At 34.4% G+C, this 17,065-nt stretch carries 18 protein-coding genes; 16 read left to right on the plus strand and 2 right to left on the minus strand.

Features of this window, described 5'->3' with window-relative positions; translation table 11 throughout:
- Window positions 1-76: 76 nt before the first annotated feature.
- On the minus strand, window positions 77-1,270 hold the full coding sequence (gene pncB / locus A9G44_RS02185; protein WP_034911503.1) for a nicotinate phosphoribosyltransferase: 1,194 nt from the start codon (window positions 1,268-1,270) through the stop codon (window positions 77-79).
- Between the two features lie 158 nt (window positions 1,271-1,428).
- Between pncB and pepN the strand changes: the two genes are divergently transcribed.
- The gene (gene pepN, locus A9G44_RS02190) at window positions 1,429-4,062 is read left to right on the plus strand and encodes an aminopeptidase N (RefSeq protein WP_065609067.1); all 2,634 of its coding nucleotides are present in this window, start codon (window positions 1,429-1,431) and stop codon (window positions 4,060-4,062) included.
- Window positions 4,063-4,191: 129 nt separating this feature from the next.
- Window positions 4,192-4,521 (plus strand): rhodanese-like domain-containing protein, encoded by a 330-nt coding sequence (locus A9G44_RS02195; protein WP_065609068.1) that lies wholly within the window; start codon window positions 4,192-4,194, stop codon window positions 4,519-4,521.
- 49 nt (window positions 4,522-4,570) lie between these two features.
- On the opposite strand, the gene A9G44_RS02200 is transcribed toward A9G44_RS02195, so the two are convergent.
- Window positions 4,571-5,419: a MetQ/NlpA family ABC transporter substrate-binding protein gene (locus A9G44_RS02200; protein ID WP_141671398.1), complete on the minus strand. Its 849-nt coding sequence runs from the start codon at window positions 5,417-5,419 to the stop codon at window positions 4,571-4,573.
- 269 nt (window positions 5,420-5,688) lie between these two features.
- Between A9G44_RS02200 and A9G44_RS02205 the strand changes: the two genes are divergently transcribed.
- The 14 genes from A9G44_RS02205 (at window position 5,689) to A9G44_RS02270 (ending at window position 16,723) form a co-directional block, all read left to right on the plus strand.
- Window positions 5,689-6,747 (plus strand): methionine ABC transporter ATP-binding protein, encoded by a 1,059-nt coding sequence (locus tag A9G44_RS02205; RefSeq protein WP_065609069.1) that lies wholly within the window; start codon window positions 5,689-5,691, stop codon window positions 6,745-6,747.
- Between the two features lie 85 nt (window positions 6,748-6,832).
- Window positions 6,833-7,432 carry a methionine ABC transporter permease gene (locus tag A9G44_RS02210; protein ID WP_370738298.1) on the plus strand — a complete coding sequence of 200 codons (600 nt, stop codon included), beginning with the start codon at window positions 6,833-6,835 and terminating at the stop codon, window positions 7,430-7,432.
- A 287-nt stretch (window positions 7,433-7,719) separates the two neighbouring features.
- The gene (mlaF, locus tag A9G44_RS02215; protein WP_218056394.1) at window positions 7,720-8,535 is read left to right on the plus strand and encodes a phospholipid ABC transporter ATP-binding protein MlaF; all 816 of its coding nucleotides are present in this window, start codon (window positions 7,720-7,722) and stop codon (window positions 8,533-8,535) included.
- Window positions 8,535-9,314, plus strand: a complete 780-nt coding sequence (gene mlaE / locus A9G44_RS02220) for a lipid asymmetry maintenance ABC transporter permease subunit MlaE (protein ID WP_141671003.1) — start codon at window positions 8,535-8,537, stop codon at window positions 9,312-9,314. The genes mlaF and mlaE overlap by 1 nt, the downstream gene beginning before the upstream one ends.
- Window positions 9,315-9,325: 11 nt before the next feature.
- A complete protein-coding gene (gene mlaD / locus A9G44_RS02225; protein ID WP_034911480.1) occupies window positions 9,326-9,910 on the plus strand; it encodes an outer membrane lipid asymmetry maintenance protein MlaD in 585 nt (194 codons plus the stop codon).
- Between the two features lie 14 nt (window positions 9,911-9,924).
- Entirely contained in the window at window positions 9,925-10,569 is a 645-nt protein-coding gene (gene mlaC, locus A9G44_RS02230) for a phospholipid-binding protein MlaC (RefSeq protein ID WP_065609070.1), read from the plus strand.
- A gap of 5 nt (window positions 10,570-10,574) precedes the next feature.
- Entirely contained in the window at window positions 10,575-10,847 is a 273-nt protein-coding gene (locus A9G44_RS02235) for an STAS domain-containing protein (protein WP_065607173.1), read from the plus strand.
- 92 nt (window positions 10,848-10,939) lie between these two features.
- Window positions 10,940-11,197: a BolA family protein gene (locus A9G44_RS02240; protein WP_065609071.1), complete on the plus strand. Its 258-nt coding sequence runs from the start codon at window positions 10,940-10,942 to the stop codon at window positions 11,195-11,197.
- A 96-nt stretch (window positions 11,198-11,293) separates the two neighbouring features.
- Window positions 11,294-13,321 (plus strand): oligopeptidase A, encoded by a 2,028-nt coding sequence (prlC, locus tag A9G44_RS02245; protein ID WP_065609072.1) that lies wholly within the window; start codon window positions 11,294-11,296, stop codon window positions 13,319-13,321.
- Window positions 13,308-14,039: a class I SAM-dependent methyltransferase gene (locus tag A9G44_RS02250; protein ID WP_065609073.1), complete on the plus strand. Its 732-nt coding sequence runs from the start codon at window positions 13,308-13,310 to the stop codon at window positions 14,037-14,039. Before prlC ends, A9G44_RS02250 begins: the two co-directional genes overlap by 14 nt.
- Window positions 14,040-14,060: 21 nt before the next feature.
- Window positions 14,061-14,750 (plus strand): 16S rRNA pseudouridine(516) synthase RsuA, encoded by a 690-nt coding sequence (rsuA, locus tag A9G44_RS02255; RefSeq protein WP_065609074.1) that lies wholly within the window; start codon window positions 14,061-14,063, stop codon window positions 14,748-14,750.
- A 128-nt stretch (window positions 14,751-14,878) separates the two neighbouring features.
- Window positions 14,879-16,120, plus strand: a complete 1,242-nt coding sequence (locus A9G44_RS02260) for a Bcr/CflA family multidrug efflux MFS transporter (RefSeq protein WP_065609075.1) — start codon at window positions 14,879-14,881, stop codon at window positions 16,118-16,120.
- A gap of 5 nt (window positions 16,121-16,125) precedes the next feature.
- Window positions 16,126-16,320 carry a gamma carbonic anhydrase family protein gene (locus A9G44_RS02265; RefSeq protein WP_065609076.1) on the plus strand — a complete coding sequence of 65 codons (195 nt, stop codon included), beginning with the start codon at window positions 16,126-16,128 and terminating at the stop codon, window positions 16,318-16,320.
- A 145-nt stretch (window positions 16,321-16,465) separates the two neighbouring features.
- On the plus strand, window positions 16,466-16,723 hold the full coding sequence (locus A9G44_RS02270) for an EexN family lipoprotein (RefSeq protein WP_065609077.1): 258 nt from the start codon (window positions 16,466-16,468) through the stop codon (window positions 16,721-16,723).
- The last annotated feature ends 342 nt before the right edge of the window (window positions 16,724-17,065 follow it).

Consider the following 17,065-nt stretch of genomic DNA (forward strand, 5'->3'; position numbering starts at 1 on the left):
GAATTCTTGAATAACTTGTTTCTTATTACTAATTTTTAGTTTCTAATATTAATAATAAGTTAAACATGAATTATTATCATTGTTTAACACTAAAAGTTCGTTTTAATTCATCAATAAAATCTAAATCCTGAGATATCGTTTTACCTGGACTATCTGATAGTTTAGCCACAGATTGATTATTACATTCCGTTAATTTAAGCACAATGTTCAATGCTTTGGTATTGGCATCTTTAGATGGAATATCACAAGCTAAAAAACCGCCGACGCCAAAAGATAATTTTACGCGATGATTAAAATGTTGATAGATTTTAATCGCCTTGTCAAAATTTAAGCTATCAGAAAAAACCAAAAGTTTAGTTTGTGGATCTATGCCCAATTGCTGATAATGAGCAATTGCTTTTTCACCCCATTGAATTGAATCACCTGAATCATGACGAAGCCCTTGATAATGAGAAGCAAAATGCAAATCAAAATCACGTAAAAATGCATCCATTGTAATACAATCTGTTAATGCTATTCCTAAGTCATGAGGATATTCATCTAACCAAACTTGAAGAGCATTTCTTTGGCAATCTTGAAGATTAGCACTTAAACGTTGATGAGCTTGAAACCACTCGTGTGCTTGGGTTCCAACAGGAGTAAGCCCTAAACGATAAGCCAGTAAATAATTGCTAGTACTATGAAAGTTATGAAAGTGTGTTTTCAAATAACTGACAACTGCCTCTTGCACCGCAAACGAATAACGCCTACGCGTACCAAAATCCATTAAATTAAAGCCCGACATATCCATATTAGCTGTTTTTTCATTAAACAACGCCAATTTATCTTTTAGCCGAGCTAGTGCCTCAGAAACTCCAATATTAGGTGAACGATCTTTATGAACAATTTCACTGATAACGGCAAGTAATGGCACTTCCCATAGAATAACATCTAGCCATTTACCTTCAATTGTAATAGAAAGCACTCCATCTTCATTTTTTATAGTGAGCAAATCACTATTGAAACGCCATTTTTTAAGCCAATTTAAATAGTCAGATTTAAAAAAGGAAATATTTGATAAATAGTTAAATTCATCATCAGACAGCGCTAATGATTCCATTAATTTCACTTGATGTATTATTTCATCAACATATTGTCCCAATAAATCATCACTACGACAACGAAACTGCGCAACAACAGTTACCTCTGGGTAGTAATGAAATACAGCCTGCTGCATATGCAACTTATAAGCATCAGTATCTAATATTGATGTAATTATTGCTGATAACATGTAAATTTAGTGCTATTGCTTTAAATAAAAATTTCAAAGATTATAGCAGAATAATAATGAAGATATAGATTAATTATGTAATAAGATTGTTTTTAATCAGCTATAATATCAACCAATATAAAATATAAATTGATTTCAAACCAAAAGGTCATAACAACATGAATACAAAAACACCTGAATCGCAGCCTATTGCCAAAAATCGTCTTGATTATAAATCACCCGATTTTACCATTACCGACATTGATCTTGATTTTGATTTAGCTCCCGAAATAACAACCGTCACAGCTCGTAGCCATGTTGTTAAGAAAAATAATAACGCGGACAATTTAATTTTAGATGGTGAAGATCTTAAATTGATTTCTGTTAATATTGACGAACAACCATGGCATGATTATCAGCTCACAAAAGCTGGTTTAATCATTCAGCGTGTTCCAGCAGAATTTACATTAACGATTGTTAACGAAATCAAACCAATTGACAATACAGCACTTGAAGGATTATATGTATCAGGCGAAGCGCTCTGTACTCAATGTGAAGCAGAAGGATTCCGCCATATTACCTATTATCTTGACAGACCTGACGTTCTTGCTCGCTTTTCAACACGTATTACCGCGAATAAACAACATTATCCTTATCTACTTTCGAACGGTAATCGCATAGCGCAAGGCGAGCTTGCTGATGGACGTCATTGGGTACAATGGCAAGATCCTTTTCCAAAACCGGCTTACTTATTTGCATTAGTTGCTGGTGATTTTGATATTTTAAAAGATCAGTTTATCACGCAATCAAAGCGGAAAGTTGATTTAGAAATTTACGTTGATAAAGGTAATTTAGATCGTTCGCAGTGGGCTATGACAAGCTTAAAAAATGCCATGCGTTGGGACGAAACACGCTTTGGGCTTGAATACGACTTAGATATCTTTATGATTGTAGCGGTTGATTTTTTCAATATGGGAGCAATGGAAAACAAAGGATTAAATATCTTTAATTCAAAATATGTGCTTGCCAAGCCACAAACAGCAACAGATGATGACTATTTAGGTATTGAAGGTGTAATTGGTCATGAATATTTTCACAACTGGACTGGTAATCGGGTAACCTGTCGCGACTGGTTCCAACTTAGTTTAAAAGAAGGATTAACTGTATTTCGAGATCAGGAATTTAGCGCTGATATGGGATCTCGTGCAGTAAAACGCATTGAGGATGTCAAACTTTTGCGCACCGTTCAATTTGCCGAAGATGCTAGCCCAATGTCTCACCCGATTCGCCCTGAACAAGTAATAGAAATGAATAACTTTTACACAGTCACCGTGTACGAAAAAGGCGCTGAAGTTATTCGAATGATGCATACTTTATTAGGAGAAGATAAATTCCAAGCAGGGATGAAACTTTATTTTAAACGCCATGATGGTAGTGCCGCAACTTGTGATGATTTTGTTGCAGCCATGCAAGATGCCTCAGGTATTGATTTAACTCAATTTAAATTATGGTATAGCCAATCAGGAACACCTGAATTAACCGTTACCGATAATTATGACGAGAAAAATCAACAATATACTTTAACAGTAGAACAATATACGCCAGCTACTCAAGATCAAGCACAAAAACAGGCTTTGCATATCCCACTTGATATCGAGTTATATCAACATAATGGTGAAATAATTCCACTGCAGTACCAAGGCAAATCTGTTCACCATGTTTTAAATTTAATACAAAACAAACAACAATTTATCTTTGATAACGTAACTCAAAAACCGATTATTTCAGTATTACGTGATTTTTCAGCACCTGTTAAGTTAACTTATGATTATCAAGATAATGATCTTATTTTCTTAATGCAACACGCTACTAACGCATTTAGCCGTTACGATGCAGCTCAAATATTATTAGCAAAATATGTTCGCTTGAATGTGAAAAATTATCAAGAAAATCAAAATTTAATGTTGCCTGATTCAGTATTAGATGCATTTAGAGCCGTATTGTTATCAGAAAAAACTGACCCTTTCCTTATTGCACAAATCTTAACCTTGCCATCTGAAAACGAGTTGGCGAATTTATTTACTGTGGTTGATCCAATCGCAATTCATCAAGTGCGTCTATTTTTGTTAACTCATTTTGCAAACGAACTTTATGATGAATTATTAGCCGTTTATCACCACAATAAAACGTCACAATATCAAATTAAACATAATGACATTGCTAAGCGGTCACTTAAAAACTGTTGTTTAACTTTATTAGCTCATGCCGATGATAATTCGCACGCCAATACATTGGTTAACCAACAATATTATCAAGCAAATAATATGACTGATTGTTTAGCCGCCTTGAGTGTTGCTGTAAAAGCTGAACTTGATTGTCGAACTGAGTTATTGGCTAACTTTGATGACAAATGGCATCAAGATGGACTTGTTATGGACAAATGGTTAGCACTAAACGCAACAAGCCCAGAAAAGAATGTTCTTGCTACCGTGAAAAAATTATTAACTCACCGCTCATTTACACTCAGTAACCCAAATCGGATTCGTGCATTAATTGGAGCATTTGTAAATAATAACCCTGTGGCATTTCACGCTGAAGATGGCAGTGGTTATCAATTTTTAGTTGAAATTCTCACTGAGTTAAACCAAAAAAATCCGCAAGTTGCAGCAAGGCTTATCGATCCTCTAATTCGATTAAAACGTTATGACAAAAATCGTCAACAGCAGATGCAAAAAGCACTTGAGGCATTGCTAAAAATTGAAAATTTATCTAAAGATTTATTTGAAAAAATTAACAAGGCACTAGAAGCCTAAATAGGAAATAGCATTCTGCAATATCGTTGTAGGATGCTATTAATAAATTTAAAATTGAAGTTGAAATTTTATACTAAAACGTATAGTTTCCTGAAACTTTTTTACAAGCGCTTTAATAAGTTTTAAATAATGACAATAAAAGAAATCACTCCCATAGAACTTGCACAAAAATTAAATCAGCAAGATAATCTATTTCTACTCGATGTACGAGAACCCAATGAAATAGCCATTTGCAGTATTGGCAACGCAACTCATATTCCAATGAATATGATCCCTTTATATCTAGATAAAATCCCAGATGAAATCGATATTGTTATTTATTGTCATCACGGCAGACGTAGCCTAACTGTTGCTCATTATTTAGCAGAAAACGGTTTTGATCCTAACTTTCTCTATAATCTTACAGGAGGGATTAATGCTTGGGCGCTAACAATTGATAAACAGATGGCACGATACTAAAATGCCCGTTATCAAACGGGCTTTTCTTCATTACTTTACCTTGCTATGCTTATTCTTGAGGCATCACCCAATAACCATTTTGGTTATGCGTTTTCATATAATCTTTAAATTGTTGAGATTGATAAATACGCTTCACATCTTGAGCCCATCGACTATTTTCGTTTCCTTCATTCACTACAACCATAATTTCCAAATCAGGAATGATGGTTTCAGAAAGTAATGCTTTGTTCGAGTCAATATTAGCAGAATAAACAATGCTACCTGGAATTACCGCAAAATCTAATTCATTAAGCACTCTAGGAATATTGGCCGAATCCATTTCAATAATTTCAATACCTGCAATATTTTGAGCAATATCATTTTTACTAACAATAATAGGATTTGTATTATTTTTTAATTTTATCCAACCAGCTTTTTCTAGTAGATTATATGAACGAGCTGCATTAGAAGCATCTTGTGGAATAGCAACTTTTGCTCCTGAAAAAACTTGCGTTAATGAGGTGAACTTATTTGAAAATATTGCCGCAGGTACCGATGGTACATGCACAACCGATTTTAAATTTGCTTTACGCTGGGCATTAAACACATTCATATAAGCTGTGTGCTGTGCAACGGTTAAATCAATACTACCTTCACTTAAAGCTACGTCTGATTCAAGTAAATGCGGAAAATTCACTAATTTAACCTTATAACCCTCTGATTCAAGTATGGGTTTAACAGCATCATTAAAAAGATCGTTATATGGACCTGGTGATACGCCCATGCTAATTTCTTTTTTTGTCTGATTATCGACTGGTTTAGACGAATTATCACAACCAATAGTCAAAAACACTGAACTAGCAACTAAAACGACTGATATGTATTTAAATATTTTTTGTTTGATAAACGCATTTTTCATTTCAGCTATCCTCTATAAGCTGTAAGCATTAAATACACTCTAACACAGAAAAAAGCATTCATTTATTCCAAGTAATTCTATCTTATAACTATATGGAATAAGATATAAAAAACGATTATTAGAGCAACAATTTAACCTGTGATACCGTTAGATATATCAATTATTGTCAATCGTTGAATATGCAATATAAACACCTGCAATAAATGATTCAGCCAAATTGCCTAAGCAAGCACTTATTCAACTAGAACAAAATAAATAGGTGATGAACAATGATTAAATTTGAACATGTCTCAAAACAATATGAAAGAAATGGCGTCACAACACAAGCTTTAAACGATATTAATTTAACCATCAGTAAAGGTGATATTTACGGCATTATTGGTTACAGCGGTGCAGGTAAAAGTACCTTAGTGCGCTTAATTAACTTTCTTGAAAAACCAACACAAGGCAATGTCATTATTCAAAATAAACTGTTAAATCAATTATCTAGTACTGAATTACGTCAAACTCGCCAAAAAATTGGTATGATTTTTCAGCATTTTAATTTGCTTGAATCAAAAACCGTATTTGAAAATATTGCTATTCCTTTAATTTTAATCAAAAAAGATAAACATTCGATTAAACAAAAAGTCTATGAACTTTTGGAATTTGTTGGATTAAGTGATAAAGCTAACAGCTATCCCAAAGAGCTTTCTGGTGGGCAAAAACAGCGCATTGGTATCGCCCGAGCATTAGCCAACGATCCTGATATTTTACTATGTGATGAAGCAACTTCAGCACTTGATCCACAAACCACTCAAGCTATTTTAGATTTAATCAAAAAAATCAATGAAGAATATAAAATAACAGTCGTGTTAATCACTCACGAAATGCATGTAATTGAACAAATTTGCCATAAAGTTGCAGTAATGGAAAAAGGCAAGATTATAGAACAAGGTAACGTACTTGACGTATTTGGACAACCAAAACACCAAACTACTCAAAATTTTGTTAGCTCAGTGATCAACGATCAAATTCCAAATGGTGTTGTGGAAAATTTGTTAGAAATAGAAGGTAAAAAAGACAATATTAAATTATTTAAGCTCGAATTCTTAGGACGATCTGCGTCAGAACCCGTGATGAATTCACTTATACTGCAACAAAAAGTTATCGTCAATATTTTGTTTGCCCATATGTCAGAAATCGAAAAAACGGTTTTAGGTAGTATGTTTGTTCAACTAAAAGGTAACGATAGTAATATCAAAGAATCAGTACATTACTTACGTGAGCGCGGTGTGCAAGTCACTGAAATTAAACATTGGGAGATGAGTAAAAATGGAAATATTTAATACTATAATTGACTATTTGGCCTCTTGCTTTGCAACATCAGTAACCACTGAACAATTTGTTCAAGCATCCTATGACACCCTAATTATGGTAGTTTTCTCCTTAATTTTAGGTTCATTAATCGGAATTCCACTTGGTATTTGCTTAGTTACAACAAGACCTTATGGACTATTAGAAAATCGTCGAGTGTTTCGTATTATCAATCCGATTATTAATATAGTTCGCTCATTGCCTTTTATTATTTTATTAGTTGCTATCCAACCTTTAACAAAGGTCATTGTAAATAGCTCTATTGGCACTATAGCAGCGATTGTTCCGTTAACATTTTATGTTGCTCCTTACATTGCTAGATTAGTTGAAAATTCATTACTTGACGTGAATAGTGGTATTATTGAAGCGGCTCAATCAATGGGAGCGACGCCAATACAAATTATTTGGTATTTTATGTTACCAGAGGCATTTAGCTCTTTAATTTTAACGCTTACAACTGCTACTATAGGTTTAATTGGTGCTACAGCGATGGCTGGTGCTATTGGTGCTGGCGGTATTGGCGATTTAGCTGTGTCATACGGTTATCAACGTTTTGATAATACTGTTACTTATATCTGCGTGGTGATATTAGTTATTGCTATACAATTTATTCAAAGCACTGGTAATTATTTAGCTCGTAAAGCACGGCATGAATAAAACACATAATCACTTTTAGTTATGCATGATCAGTAAAAAATGGGGGGAGCTAAAATATAACTTTCCCCATTTATTATTTAGAAAAATAGCCTTAATTATCTTTTATCTCTCTAATAAGATATTTTACGTAAAACCTCTGTTTGCCTATAAAAATCAGCCATCGAGTATAAAAACTATTTATTGAGCAGTTATACACAAATAGGCAACACGTTTAATTGATTTCTTTATTTACAAATATCAAGTAAAATAAGCAAAATTTTACCATTCTAGAAATCTAGGAAATCAATGTGACAAACGCATTACAACAAAATTTGGTTGAAATTCACGATATGTCTTTTTATCGTGGAACAAGGCCTATTTATAAAAATATGAGTTTGAATGTCCCGAAAGGAAAAGTGACAGCAATCATGGGACCTTCAGGAATTGGTAAAACCACACTACTAAGGCTCATTGGTGGTCAATTAAAACCCCAGTCAGGAAAAATTTTATTCGATGGTGAAGACATTCCAAGCATGTCTCGCTCCCGACTTTATGAAGTACGCAAACGCATTAGCATGTTATTTCAATCGGGAGCTTTATTTACCGATCTAACTGTGTTTGATAATGTTGCTTACCCACTACGTGAGCACTTCAAATTACCTGAACCTATATTGCATAATTTAGTCTTAATGAAATTACAAGCTGTTGGTTTACGTGGTGCAGCTCAAATGATGCCATCGGAACTATCTGGTGGTATGGCAAGGCGAGCAGCATTAGCTAGAGCCATTGCGCTTGATCCCGATTTAATTATGTTTGATGAACCTTTTGCTGGGCAAGATCCTATATCCATGGGTGTTATTGTTAAACTGATATCTGAAATAAACCAATCATTAGGATTAACCTGTATCGTTGTTAGCCATGACGTGACCGAAGTGCTCAGTATTGCAGATTATGCTTACATTGTAGCCGAACAACATATTATTGCAGGTGGTACATCACAGCAATTACGTGATAATGATGATTTACGAGTAAAACAATTCCTTGACGGGTTGGCTGATGGTCCAGTACCTTTTCATTATCCTGCTGAAGATTACAAATTAGACCTAAGCAGAGGTACAAAATAATGTTAAATATACTGGCAAAATTAGGACAATGGTTTATTGATATCATTGCGATGATTGGTCGTTCTGGTGTGATGCTCTTTAGGGCATTAATTGGTAAGCCACAATTTAATAAACAATTCCCATTACTAATTAAGCAATTTTATTTTGTTGGAGTACAATCACTCACTATTATTATTGTTTCTGGTCTTTTTATTGGCATGGTTTTGGCCTTGCAAGGTTATTTTATTCTGACCACTTTTGGTGCTGAAGCCAGCCTTGGAATGATGGTAGCCCTTGCTCTACTTCGTGAGTTAGGTCCTGTTGTTGCTGGTTTGCTGTTTGCAGGTCGTGCTGGCTCTGCATTAACGGCTGAAATCGGCTTAATGAAAGCAACTGAGCAACTATCAAGTATGGAAATGATGGCAATTGATCCATTACGACGTATTATTGCACCTCGTTTTTGGGCTGGTTTTTTCAGTATGCCATTTTTAACTGCAATTTTTGTTACCGTTGGTATTTTAGGTGGTGTTATTGTAGGTGTTGATTGGAAAGGTATTGATGCAGGCTTTTTTTGGTCATCTATTCAAAGTAATGTTGATTGGTGGCATGATCTAGGTAACTGTTTTGTAAAAAGCTTTGCATTTGCCATTGCCAGCACTTGGATTGCACTTTTCAATGGTTATGATTGTGTACCAACATCAGAAGGAATTAGTCGAGCAACAACAAGCACTGTTGTTTATTCATCATTAGTAATTTTGGGGTTAGATTTTATTTTAACCGCATTAATGTTTAGTCATTGAGGTCATTAAACATGAGTCGTAAAGTTGAAATCACAGTAGGATTATTTATGGTACTGGTCATTTGCTCGGTACTTTTTTTATGTTTCCGTGTAACGGATCCAACATCATTTGCTAGTCATAATTCATATCGAGTTTATGCTGTATTTGATAATATTGGCGGATTAAAAGCACGTTCTCCAATCAAAATCGGTGGCGTTGTGATTGGTCGAGTCAGTAATATAACACTAAAATCATCAGATCTTGATGTATATAAACCCTATGTAACAATAGATATTGATGCACAATACAATCAAATTCCAGTTTCAAGTTCGCTTTCAATTAAAACATCAGGTTTATTAGGTGAACAATTTATTGATATTAACTTTGGACTTGATAAAAGTACTGAATTAGAACTTGATTCATTGGATAGCGAAGGTACAAGCAACAATTTGCCAACAAATAATCATGAACCAGCTTATTTTCATGATGGTTTTGTAATATACAACACTAAACCAGCAATGGTTATTGAAGACTTAATTGGTCAATTCCTTTATAGTACTGGAGGTTCGACCGATAAAGATAAGAAACAAGATACACAAGATATAAATGAAAATTAAGGAGTTTTGTTACTATGTTAACCAAATTTAAACACACTATTTTTTTTGCATTAGCTTTAATATTTAGTGCTAATGCGTTTGCTGAAAATGATCCTTATAAAGAGATGGAAGTGTCTGCTAATAAGATTTTTAGCACCATGAATGCACAATCTACGACATTAAAATCAAACCCAAACAAACTAAAAGAGATCGTAAGAACAGAATTATTACCTTATGTACAAGTAAAGTATGCTGGCGCATTAATTTTAGGTAATTATTATAAAAGTGCTACAGATGCGCAACGTAAAGCTTATTTCGCTGCTTTTGAAAATTATTTAGTACAAACTTTTGCTCAAGCATTATCTATGTATAATGGCCAAACTTATCAGGTTGAATCGCCAAAAGATTTAACAGGGAAAACGCTTATCTCTATTCGTGTTTTATTAAACCAACCTAATAAAAACCAACAACCATTACGTATTGATTTCCAATGGCGTAAAAACTCTGTCACTGGCGAATGGAAAGCTTATGATTTAGTTGCAGAAGGCGTCAGCATGATCACCACCAAGCAAAATGAATGGTCAACAATTTTACGCCAAGATGGTATTGACGCATTAACTAAACAATTAACTGATCTTTCAAATCGCAATATTGACCCAAACGCTAAACCCAAAGGCTAGCCATAATGTCGCGAATAAAAACAGAAAAACAACAAGAAATATTGTCTTTACAGGGTGAACTTGATGTTCACTCTTTAAATGATTTGTGGTCAACACAAAATACTATTTTAAATGGTGTAAAATGCATTGATGTTGCGCAACTTACTCGGGTTGATTCTTCAGGGCTCGCAACTTTAATTTATTTTTGCAATAAATATCATGTAAAGCTCAAAGGTATTAATCCTCAGCTACAAACATTAATTACATTGTATGATCTACAACCTGTAATTAATATTTAAAAAATGTTAAGTTTTATACTGAAACACATAGTTACCTGAAACTTTTTAACAAAAAATTCCCCCATAATTTACATTAATGATGAGTATGAATAATGGATAAACAAGAAATTATAAACAAATTAAAAAATTCGCTTGAACTTGATGATGTACATGTCCTAACCGATGATGGAAGCCATTTCCAAGTTATTGCTGTAGGAGAATTATTTGCCGATTTAAATCGAGTGAAAAAACAACAAGCAATCTATGCCCCTTTGGCTGAATTTATTAATGATAACCGTATTCATGCGCTTTCTATAAAGACTTATACCCCCACTGAATGGCAACGTGAACGCAAACTTATAGGATTATAACCATTTCTTAGCATGATAATCCCTTGAATTAATTGTTTTCGCCACCATATTATGTTGTATCAATAGACAACACCATTTGTATAAAGGTATCGCTACATGACTAATCCATTATTAACAGATGCACCATTACCCCTTTTTTCACAAATTAAACCCGAACATGTTTTGCCTGCTATACAAGAAACTTTAAAAAACTGCAGAAATACCATTGAAGCAGTATTAAAGCAAAATAGCCAATATACTTGGGATAACTTAATTCAACCAATTGATGAAGCAGACGAAAAATTTGGACGAGCTTGGTCTCCAGTTAGTCATCTTAACTCAGTTAAAAATAGCCCTGAATTACGTGAAGCTTATGAAGCTTGTCTGCCATTACTATCTGAGTACAGCACATGGGTTGGGCAACATAAACCTTTATATCAAGCTTATAAGCAACTCAAAGAAAGCGAACAATATGCTACTTTAACCAAAGCACAGAAAAAAGTGGTTGATAATGCACTACGTGATTTTGAATTATCTGGAATTGGCTTACCCGATGACAAACAGAAACGTTACGGTGAAATTGTCGCAAAATTATCAGAATTATCCTCAAAATATAGTAACAATGTGCTCGATGCCACCATGGGATGGTCAAAATTAATTACCGATATCAAAGAACTATCTGGCATGCCTGAAAGTGCGCTTTCTGCCGCAAAAGAACAGGCTAAATTAAAAGATAAAGAGGGTTGGTTACTAACCTTAGATATACCAAGTTATCTTCCCGTCATGACCTACTGCGATAATCGTGATTTACGATTTGAACTTTACCAAGCCTATAATACTCGTGCGTCAGATCAAGGACCAAACGCAGGTAAGTGGGATAACACTGAAATTATCAAACAAATCTTAACGCTTCGTAATGAGCTTGCACTATTACTAGGCTTCGATAATTATGCTAATAAATCACTAGCAACAAAAATGGCAAGCTCAACCGCTCAAGTCATTGAGTTTTTAAACAATTTAGCAACTAAAGCTAAACCTCAAGGTGAAAAAGAGTTAGCAGATCTTAAACGTTATGCTTATGAGTTTTTTGGCGCAAGTGACATCAAACCATGGGATATAGCTTATTATAGTGAAAAGCAAAAACAGCATTTGTACGCTATCAACGATGAAGAATTGCGTCCTTATTTCCCTCAACAACGAGTTATTAATGGTTTATTTGAAGTAGTGCATCGCATTTTTGGTATTACAGCCAAAGAGCGACAAGGCGTTGAAGTTTGGGATCCTGAAGTTAAATTTTATGATCTATTTGCCTCAAATGGTGAGTTAAAAGGTAGTTTCTATCTTGATTTATATGCACGTGAACATAAGCGTGGCGGTGCTTGGATGGATGATTGTATTGGTCGTATGCGTTTTGCTGATGGTCATGTACAAAAACCCGTTGCCTATTTAACTTGTAACTTCAATCGCCCAGTTGGTGATAAACCAGCACTATTTACACACGACGAAGTCACAACCCTTTTCCATGAATTTGGTCATGGTTTACACCACATGTTAACCGAAATTGATACTTCATCAGTTTCTGGTATTAATGGGGTGCCATGGGATGCTGTTGAATTACCAAGTCAATTTTTAGAAAACTGGTGCTGGCAGCCTGAAGCGCTTGCATTCATATCTGGGCATTATCAAACTGGTGAACAGCTACCAACTGATATGTTAGAAAAGATGCTAGATGCTAAAAACTATCAAGCAGCACTATTTATTTTACGCCAATTGGAATTTGGTCTTTTTGACTTTAAATTACATACACAAAAAGATCCTGATATTTTAAATACATTGGCTGAAATAAGAAAGCAAGTTGCCGTTGTTCCTGCCGTTGAATGGGGAAGATTTCCACACGCATTTAGCCATATCTTTGCTGGTGGTTATGCTGCAGGTTATTATAGCTATTTATGGGCAGAAGTATTATCTGCTGATGCATTTTCACGTTTTGAAGAAGAAGGTATTTTCAACGCTAAAACAGGCAATGCATTTCTTGATAATATCTTGTCACAGGGTGGTAGCGATGAGCCTATGACATTATTTAAAAACTTCCGAGGGCGTGAACCTCAACTTGAAGCATTACTTCGTCATTATGGTATCCACTAATTCTAACTTTGCTCAGCTAAAATTATTAGCGGAGCAGTGGTTATCCACACATGCTGATCTTCCATTCGCTCTTGTTACCCAAAACAATCAACTTGAGTTACAAAAAACTGACGAACCAAAACTAGGGGCAATATGCGTAAACTTTGTTTCTGGAACAATGGCTCATCGTCGCCAATTTGGTGGTGGACGTGGCGAAGCGATTGCTAAAGCAGTAGGTATCAAAGGCGAGTATTTACCTACAGTTCTTGATACCACAGCAGGTCTTGGTCGAGATGCATTTGTTTTAGCATCAATCGGTTGCCATGTCACTATGTTTGAAAGGCATCCTGTTGTTGCTGCATTGCTAGAAGATGGCTTGCAGCGTGCCTACCAAGATCCCCAAATCGGTAGTTGGCTTGAGCAACATTTACGTTTAATTTATCATTCAAGCATTGAGGGATTGAGCTCTTACCCTGAAAAACCTGATGTTATTTATCTCGATCCAATGTTCCCACATCGACAAAAAAGTGCGCTTGTCAAAAAAGAGATGCGCATTTTTCAACAATTAGTGGGCAGTGATAATGATGCAGATAGCTTATTAGAACCAGCAAGAAAATTAGCAAAAAAACGGATCGTAGTGAAAAGACCCGATTATGCACCGTTTTTAGCCAATCAAAAACCGACGGCCGAAATTAAAACTAAAAATCACCGTTTTGATATATATACACCTCTAGAGTAATACAAGGATATTGTTTAAATTATGCGATTAGATAAATTTCTCGCTCATCACTTAGGCGCTAGCCGCACTATTGTAACCAAAGAACTCAAAGCTAAAAAAGTGACTGTCGATGGTGAAATTATAAAATCAGGTGCTTACCAGTTATTACCTGAGCAAGTGGTTGAGTATGATGGTTATGAAATCATACCCGTAACCAATAATCGTTACTTTATGCTTAATAAACCTCAAGGTTATGTCTGTTCGACTGATGATCCTGACCACCCTACTATACTTTATTTTATTGATGAACCGATGCCTGAAAAATTGCATGCAGCAGGTAGACTTGATCTTGATACTACAGGACTTGTTCTACTTACTGACGATGGTAAGTGGTCACACCGTATTACATCACCCAAACATCATTGCGAAAAAGTCTATGCCGTCACGGTTGAACAGCCATTATATATTGAACTGATTGATATATTTAAAAATGGTATCCAATTAAAAAATGAGAAATCACTTACCAAACCAGCGAAATTAAATATTATTGATGACTTTCACGCTGAATTAACTATTAGTGAAGGACGATATCATCAAGTTAAACGCATGTTTGCAGCAGTCAATAACCATGTTGTTGAATTGCATCGCAAACAAATAGGTAAGGTAATTCTTGATATACCTGAAGGTGAATATCGACCACTTTCACAAGATGAAATCGACTCGTTTAATTGACACATATAATTTACATTAATCTTAATAGCAACTTTCCATTTAGATAAATGAATATTTTTTAAATAATTTTATCTCATTTATATGACATATTTTTAGGTGCATTTTAAAAAATTTGAAGGAAGTATGACGTGCCAACTCAAGATTGTTTAAGTGATATTAAAATTTCCAAACAAGCGCTTATTTTTATACTTGGATTACTTTCTATGTTGATGCCTTTATCCATAGATATGTATTTACCTAGTATGCCAACGATTGCACGCGACTTTAATGTTACCGATGGCACGGTACAGCTAACAATTAGTTGCTATTTATTAGGATTTTCTGTTGGACAACTTTTATTTGGACCACTCACAGATAGTTATGGGCGTCGTAATGTTCTCATTTTGGGTCTAATTATTTTTATAGTTGCGGCGTTAAGCTGTGGTATTGCCAACAATATTAATCAATTAATTACAGCTCGCTTTTTCCATGGCATTGCGGCAGCGGCTACAGCAATAGTCATTAATGCGTTAATGAAAGATATTTATCGTGATCGTGACGAATTTTCTAAAATGATGTCATTTGTCATGCTGATATCCAATGTAGCACCATTACTCGCACCAATTATTGGTGGATTTATTTTATATTGGTTTAATTGGCAAGCCAATTTCTACACTATCAGCCTAATTGCTTTGACTTGCTTTGGTCTAGTGATCGCATTTATTCCCGAAACACTTACAAAAACAAAATGCGATAAATTCAGTTTAATTCGTATTTTAAGTAATTTTATTACACTGTTCAGGCATCGCCAAGTATTAACTTATATGATGTTAGGTGCATTTTCTGGAGCTGGATTATTTTCATTTTTAAGCTTAGGACCTTTTGTATATATGAATCTACACGGTGTTGCATCAACTAATTTTGGCTACTACTTTGCATTCAATATAATAGTTATGGTGTTTATGAATACATTAAATAGCCGTTTTGTTAAACATGTTGGCTCGATTAAAATGATGCAGTTCGGTCTTTTGGTCCAATTTGTTATGGCAATAGGCCTTACCATCGTAACATTATTTAATCTCGGATTTGCCTATCTTGTTATTTGCATTGCAGGATATATTGGTTGTATGTCAACAATTGGTGGAAATAGTATGGCAATCGTTTTAGACTTTTATCCCTATATTGCAGGTACAGCCTCATCTCTTGCCGGTACAGTTCGTTTTGCAATCGCTGGAGCAATAGGTATAATATTATCATTATTAGTATCAACACCAACTGCTCAATCCATAACGGTCAATAATACAACCGAGTGGCTGATGGTTGGCTCTATGGTGTTATGTAATTTTATTTCTGTGAGCTTATTTTTGAGTGTCAAAAATAATAAAAGTTAGTAATTATGGTCTATCAAATAGGTGATTTACATCCACAAATTCATCAAAATTGTTTTATCGCAAAATCTGCTGATATCATTGGTGATGTCGTTTTACAAGAAGGTGTTTCTATTTGGTTCAACGCTGTTTTACGCGGTGATATTGCTCCCATACATATTGGTAAAAATAGCAATATACAAGATAACACTACCATCCAATGAGTTAAACAGAAATTTAATAGATAAACAAAAAGAAATCACAATTGAAATGAAAAATTTACAACCTACAACGTTTTTTTTTCAAGAATTGCAAAACGAATTTAATAGAAAAAAATCAAGAAAGTCTAATCAATTCTAGGAGAATGAAATGAAAAAATTACTATCTATCTTCATTATTACAACAACCTTTTTATTGGTTGGTTGTGAAAAGAATTACACTGTTGAATATTGGAACTCTCATAAAGAAGAAAGGAATGTTTATCTAAAAAAATGTAGGAATGGTGATATTAACAGAGATTCTCAAAACTGTGAAAATGCGAGAATATCTCTTTCAAAAGATCCGACAACAGATTTTTTTCAAAATTTGCATGACACTTTGAAAGAAAAACTTAAAGATAGAAAATAATAATATGTTAGGTGTTTTTTCTTCTTTGCAGAGCGTTGTTGATCAAGCATTGCAGGGGATAGAAAGACCACCAGAAGTTTTGAGAATAACAAATACGATAAGAAGTATATGGTACTGTTACATTGCTGTGGATAACTTTTAAATCTATTGATATCGCCTTTGGACAAAGGCGATTTGTCATATCAGAAAATTTACATCGAATATTAACGATATCAATAATTCCTTCTATCGCATTTGATACTAACGGATTGATAAATATTACAATTGCATCTGTAAAACAGTTTAAGGAGTTAGCCGTTAACGGTGGAGATGCAATTGTACTGTTATTAACAATAATAAAGT

The sequence above is a fragment of the Gilliamella sp. Occ4-3 genome, from assembly GCF_001690675.1.
Lineage (GTDB): Bacteria > Pseudomonadota > Gammaproteobacteria > Enterobacterales > Orbaceae > Gilliamella > Gilliamella bombi.

Bases quoted from the DNA above. Each gene is read 5' to 3' on its own strand.
- A9G44_RS02210 (WP_370738298.1), top strand. From the start codon at position 6,833: ATGGTAGTTTTCTCCTTAATTTTAGGTTCATTAATCGGAATTCCACTT.
- mlaC (WP_065609070.1), top strand. From the start codon at position 9,925: ATGTTAACCAAATTTAAACACACTATTTTTTTTGCATTAGCTTTAATA.
- A9G44_RS02270 (WP_065609077.1), top strand. From the start codon at position 16,466: ATGAAAAAATTACTATCTATCTTCATTATTACAACAACCTTTTTATTG.
- prlC (WP_065609072.1), top strand. From the start codon at position 11,294: ATGACTAATCCATTATTAACAGATGCACCATTACCCCTTTTTTCACAA.
- mlaE (WP_141671003.1), top strand. From the start codon at position 8,535: ATGTTAAATATACTGGCAAAATTAGGACAATGGTTTATTGATATCATT.
- A9G44_RS02240 (WP_065609071.1), top strand. From the start codon at position 10,940: ATGGATAAACAAGAAATTATAAACAAATTAAAAAATTCGCTTGAACTT.
- A9G44_RS02205 (WP_065609069.1), top strand. From the start codon at position 5,689: ATGATTAAATTTGAACATGTCTCAAAACAATATGAAAGAAATGGCGTC.
- A9G44_RS02200 (WP_141671398.1), bottom strand. From the start codon at position 5,419: ATGAAAAATGCGTTTATCAAACAAAAAATATTTAAATACATATCAGTC.
- A9G44_RS02265 (WP_065609076.1), top strand. From the start codon at position 16,126: ATGGTCTATCAAATAGGTGATTTACATCCACAAATTCATCAAAATTGT.
- A9G44_RS02235 (WP_065607173.1), top strand. From the start codon at position 10,575: ATGTCGCGAATAAAAACAGAAAAACAACAAGAAATATTGTCTTTACAG.
- A9G44_RS02250 (WP_065609073.1), top strand. From the start codon at position 13,308: ATGGTATCCACTAATTCTAACTTTGCTCAGCTAAAATTATTAGCGGAG.
- A9G44_RS02195 (WP_065609068.1), top strand. From the start codon at position 4,192: ATGACAATAAAAGAAATCACTCCCATAGAACTTGCACAAAAATTAAAT.
- pepN (WP_065609067.1), top strand. From the start codon at position 1,429: ATGAATACAAAAACACCTGAATCGCAGCCTATTGCCAAAAATCGTCTT.
- mlaD (WP_034911480.1), top strand. From the start codon at position 9,326: ATGAGTCGTAAAGTTGAAATCACAGTAGGATTATTTATGGTACTGGTC.
- rsuA (WP_065609074.1), top strand. From the start codon at position 14,061: ATGCGATTAGATAAATTTCTCGCTCATCACTTAGGCGCTAGCCGCACT.
- pncB (WP_034911503.1), bottom strand. From the start codon at position 1,270: ATGTTATCAGCAATAATTACATCAATATTAGATACTGATGCTTATAAG.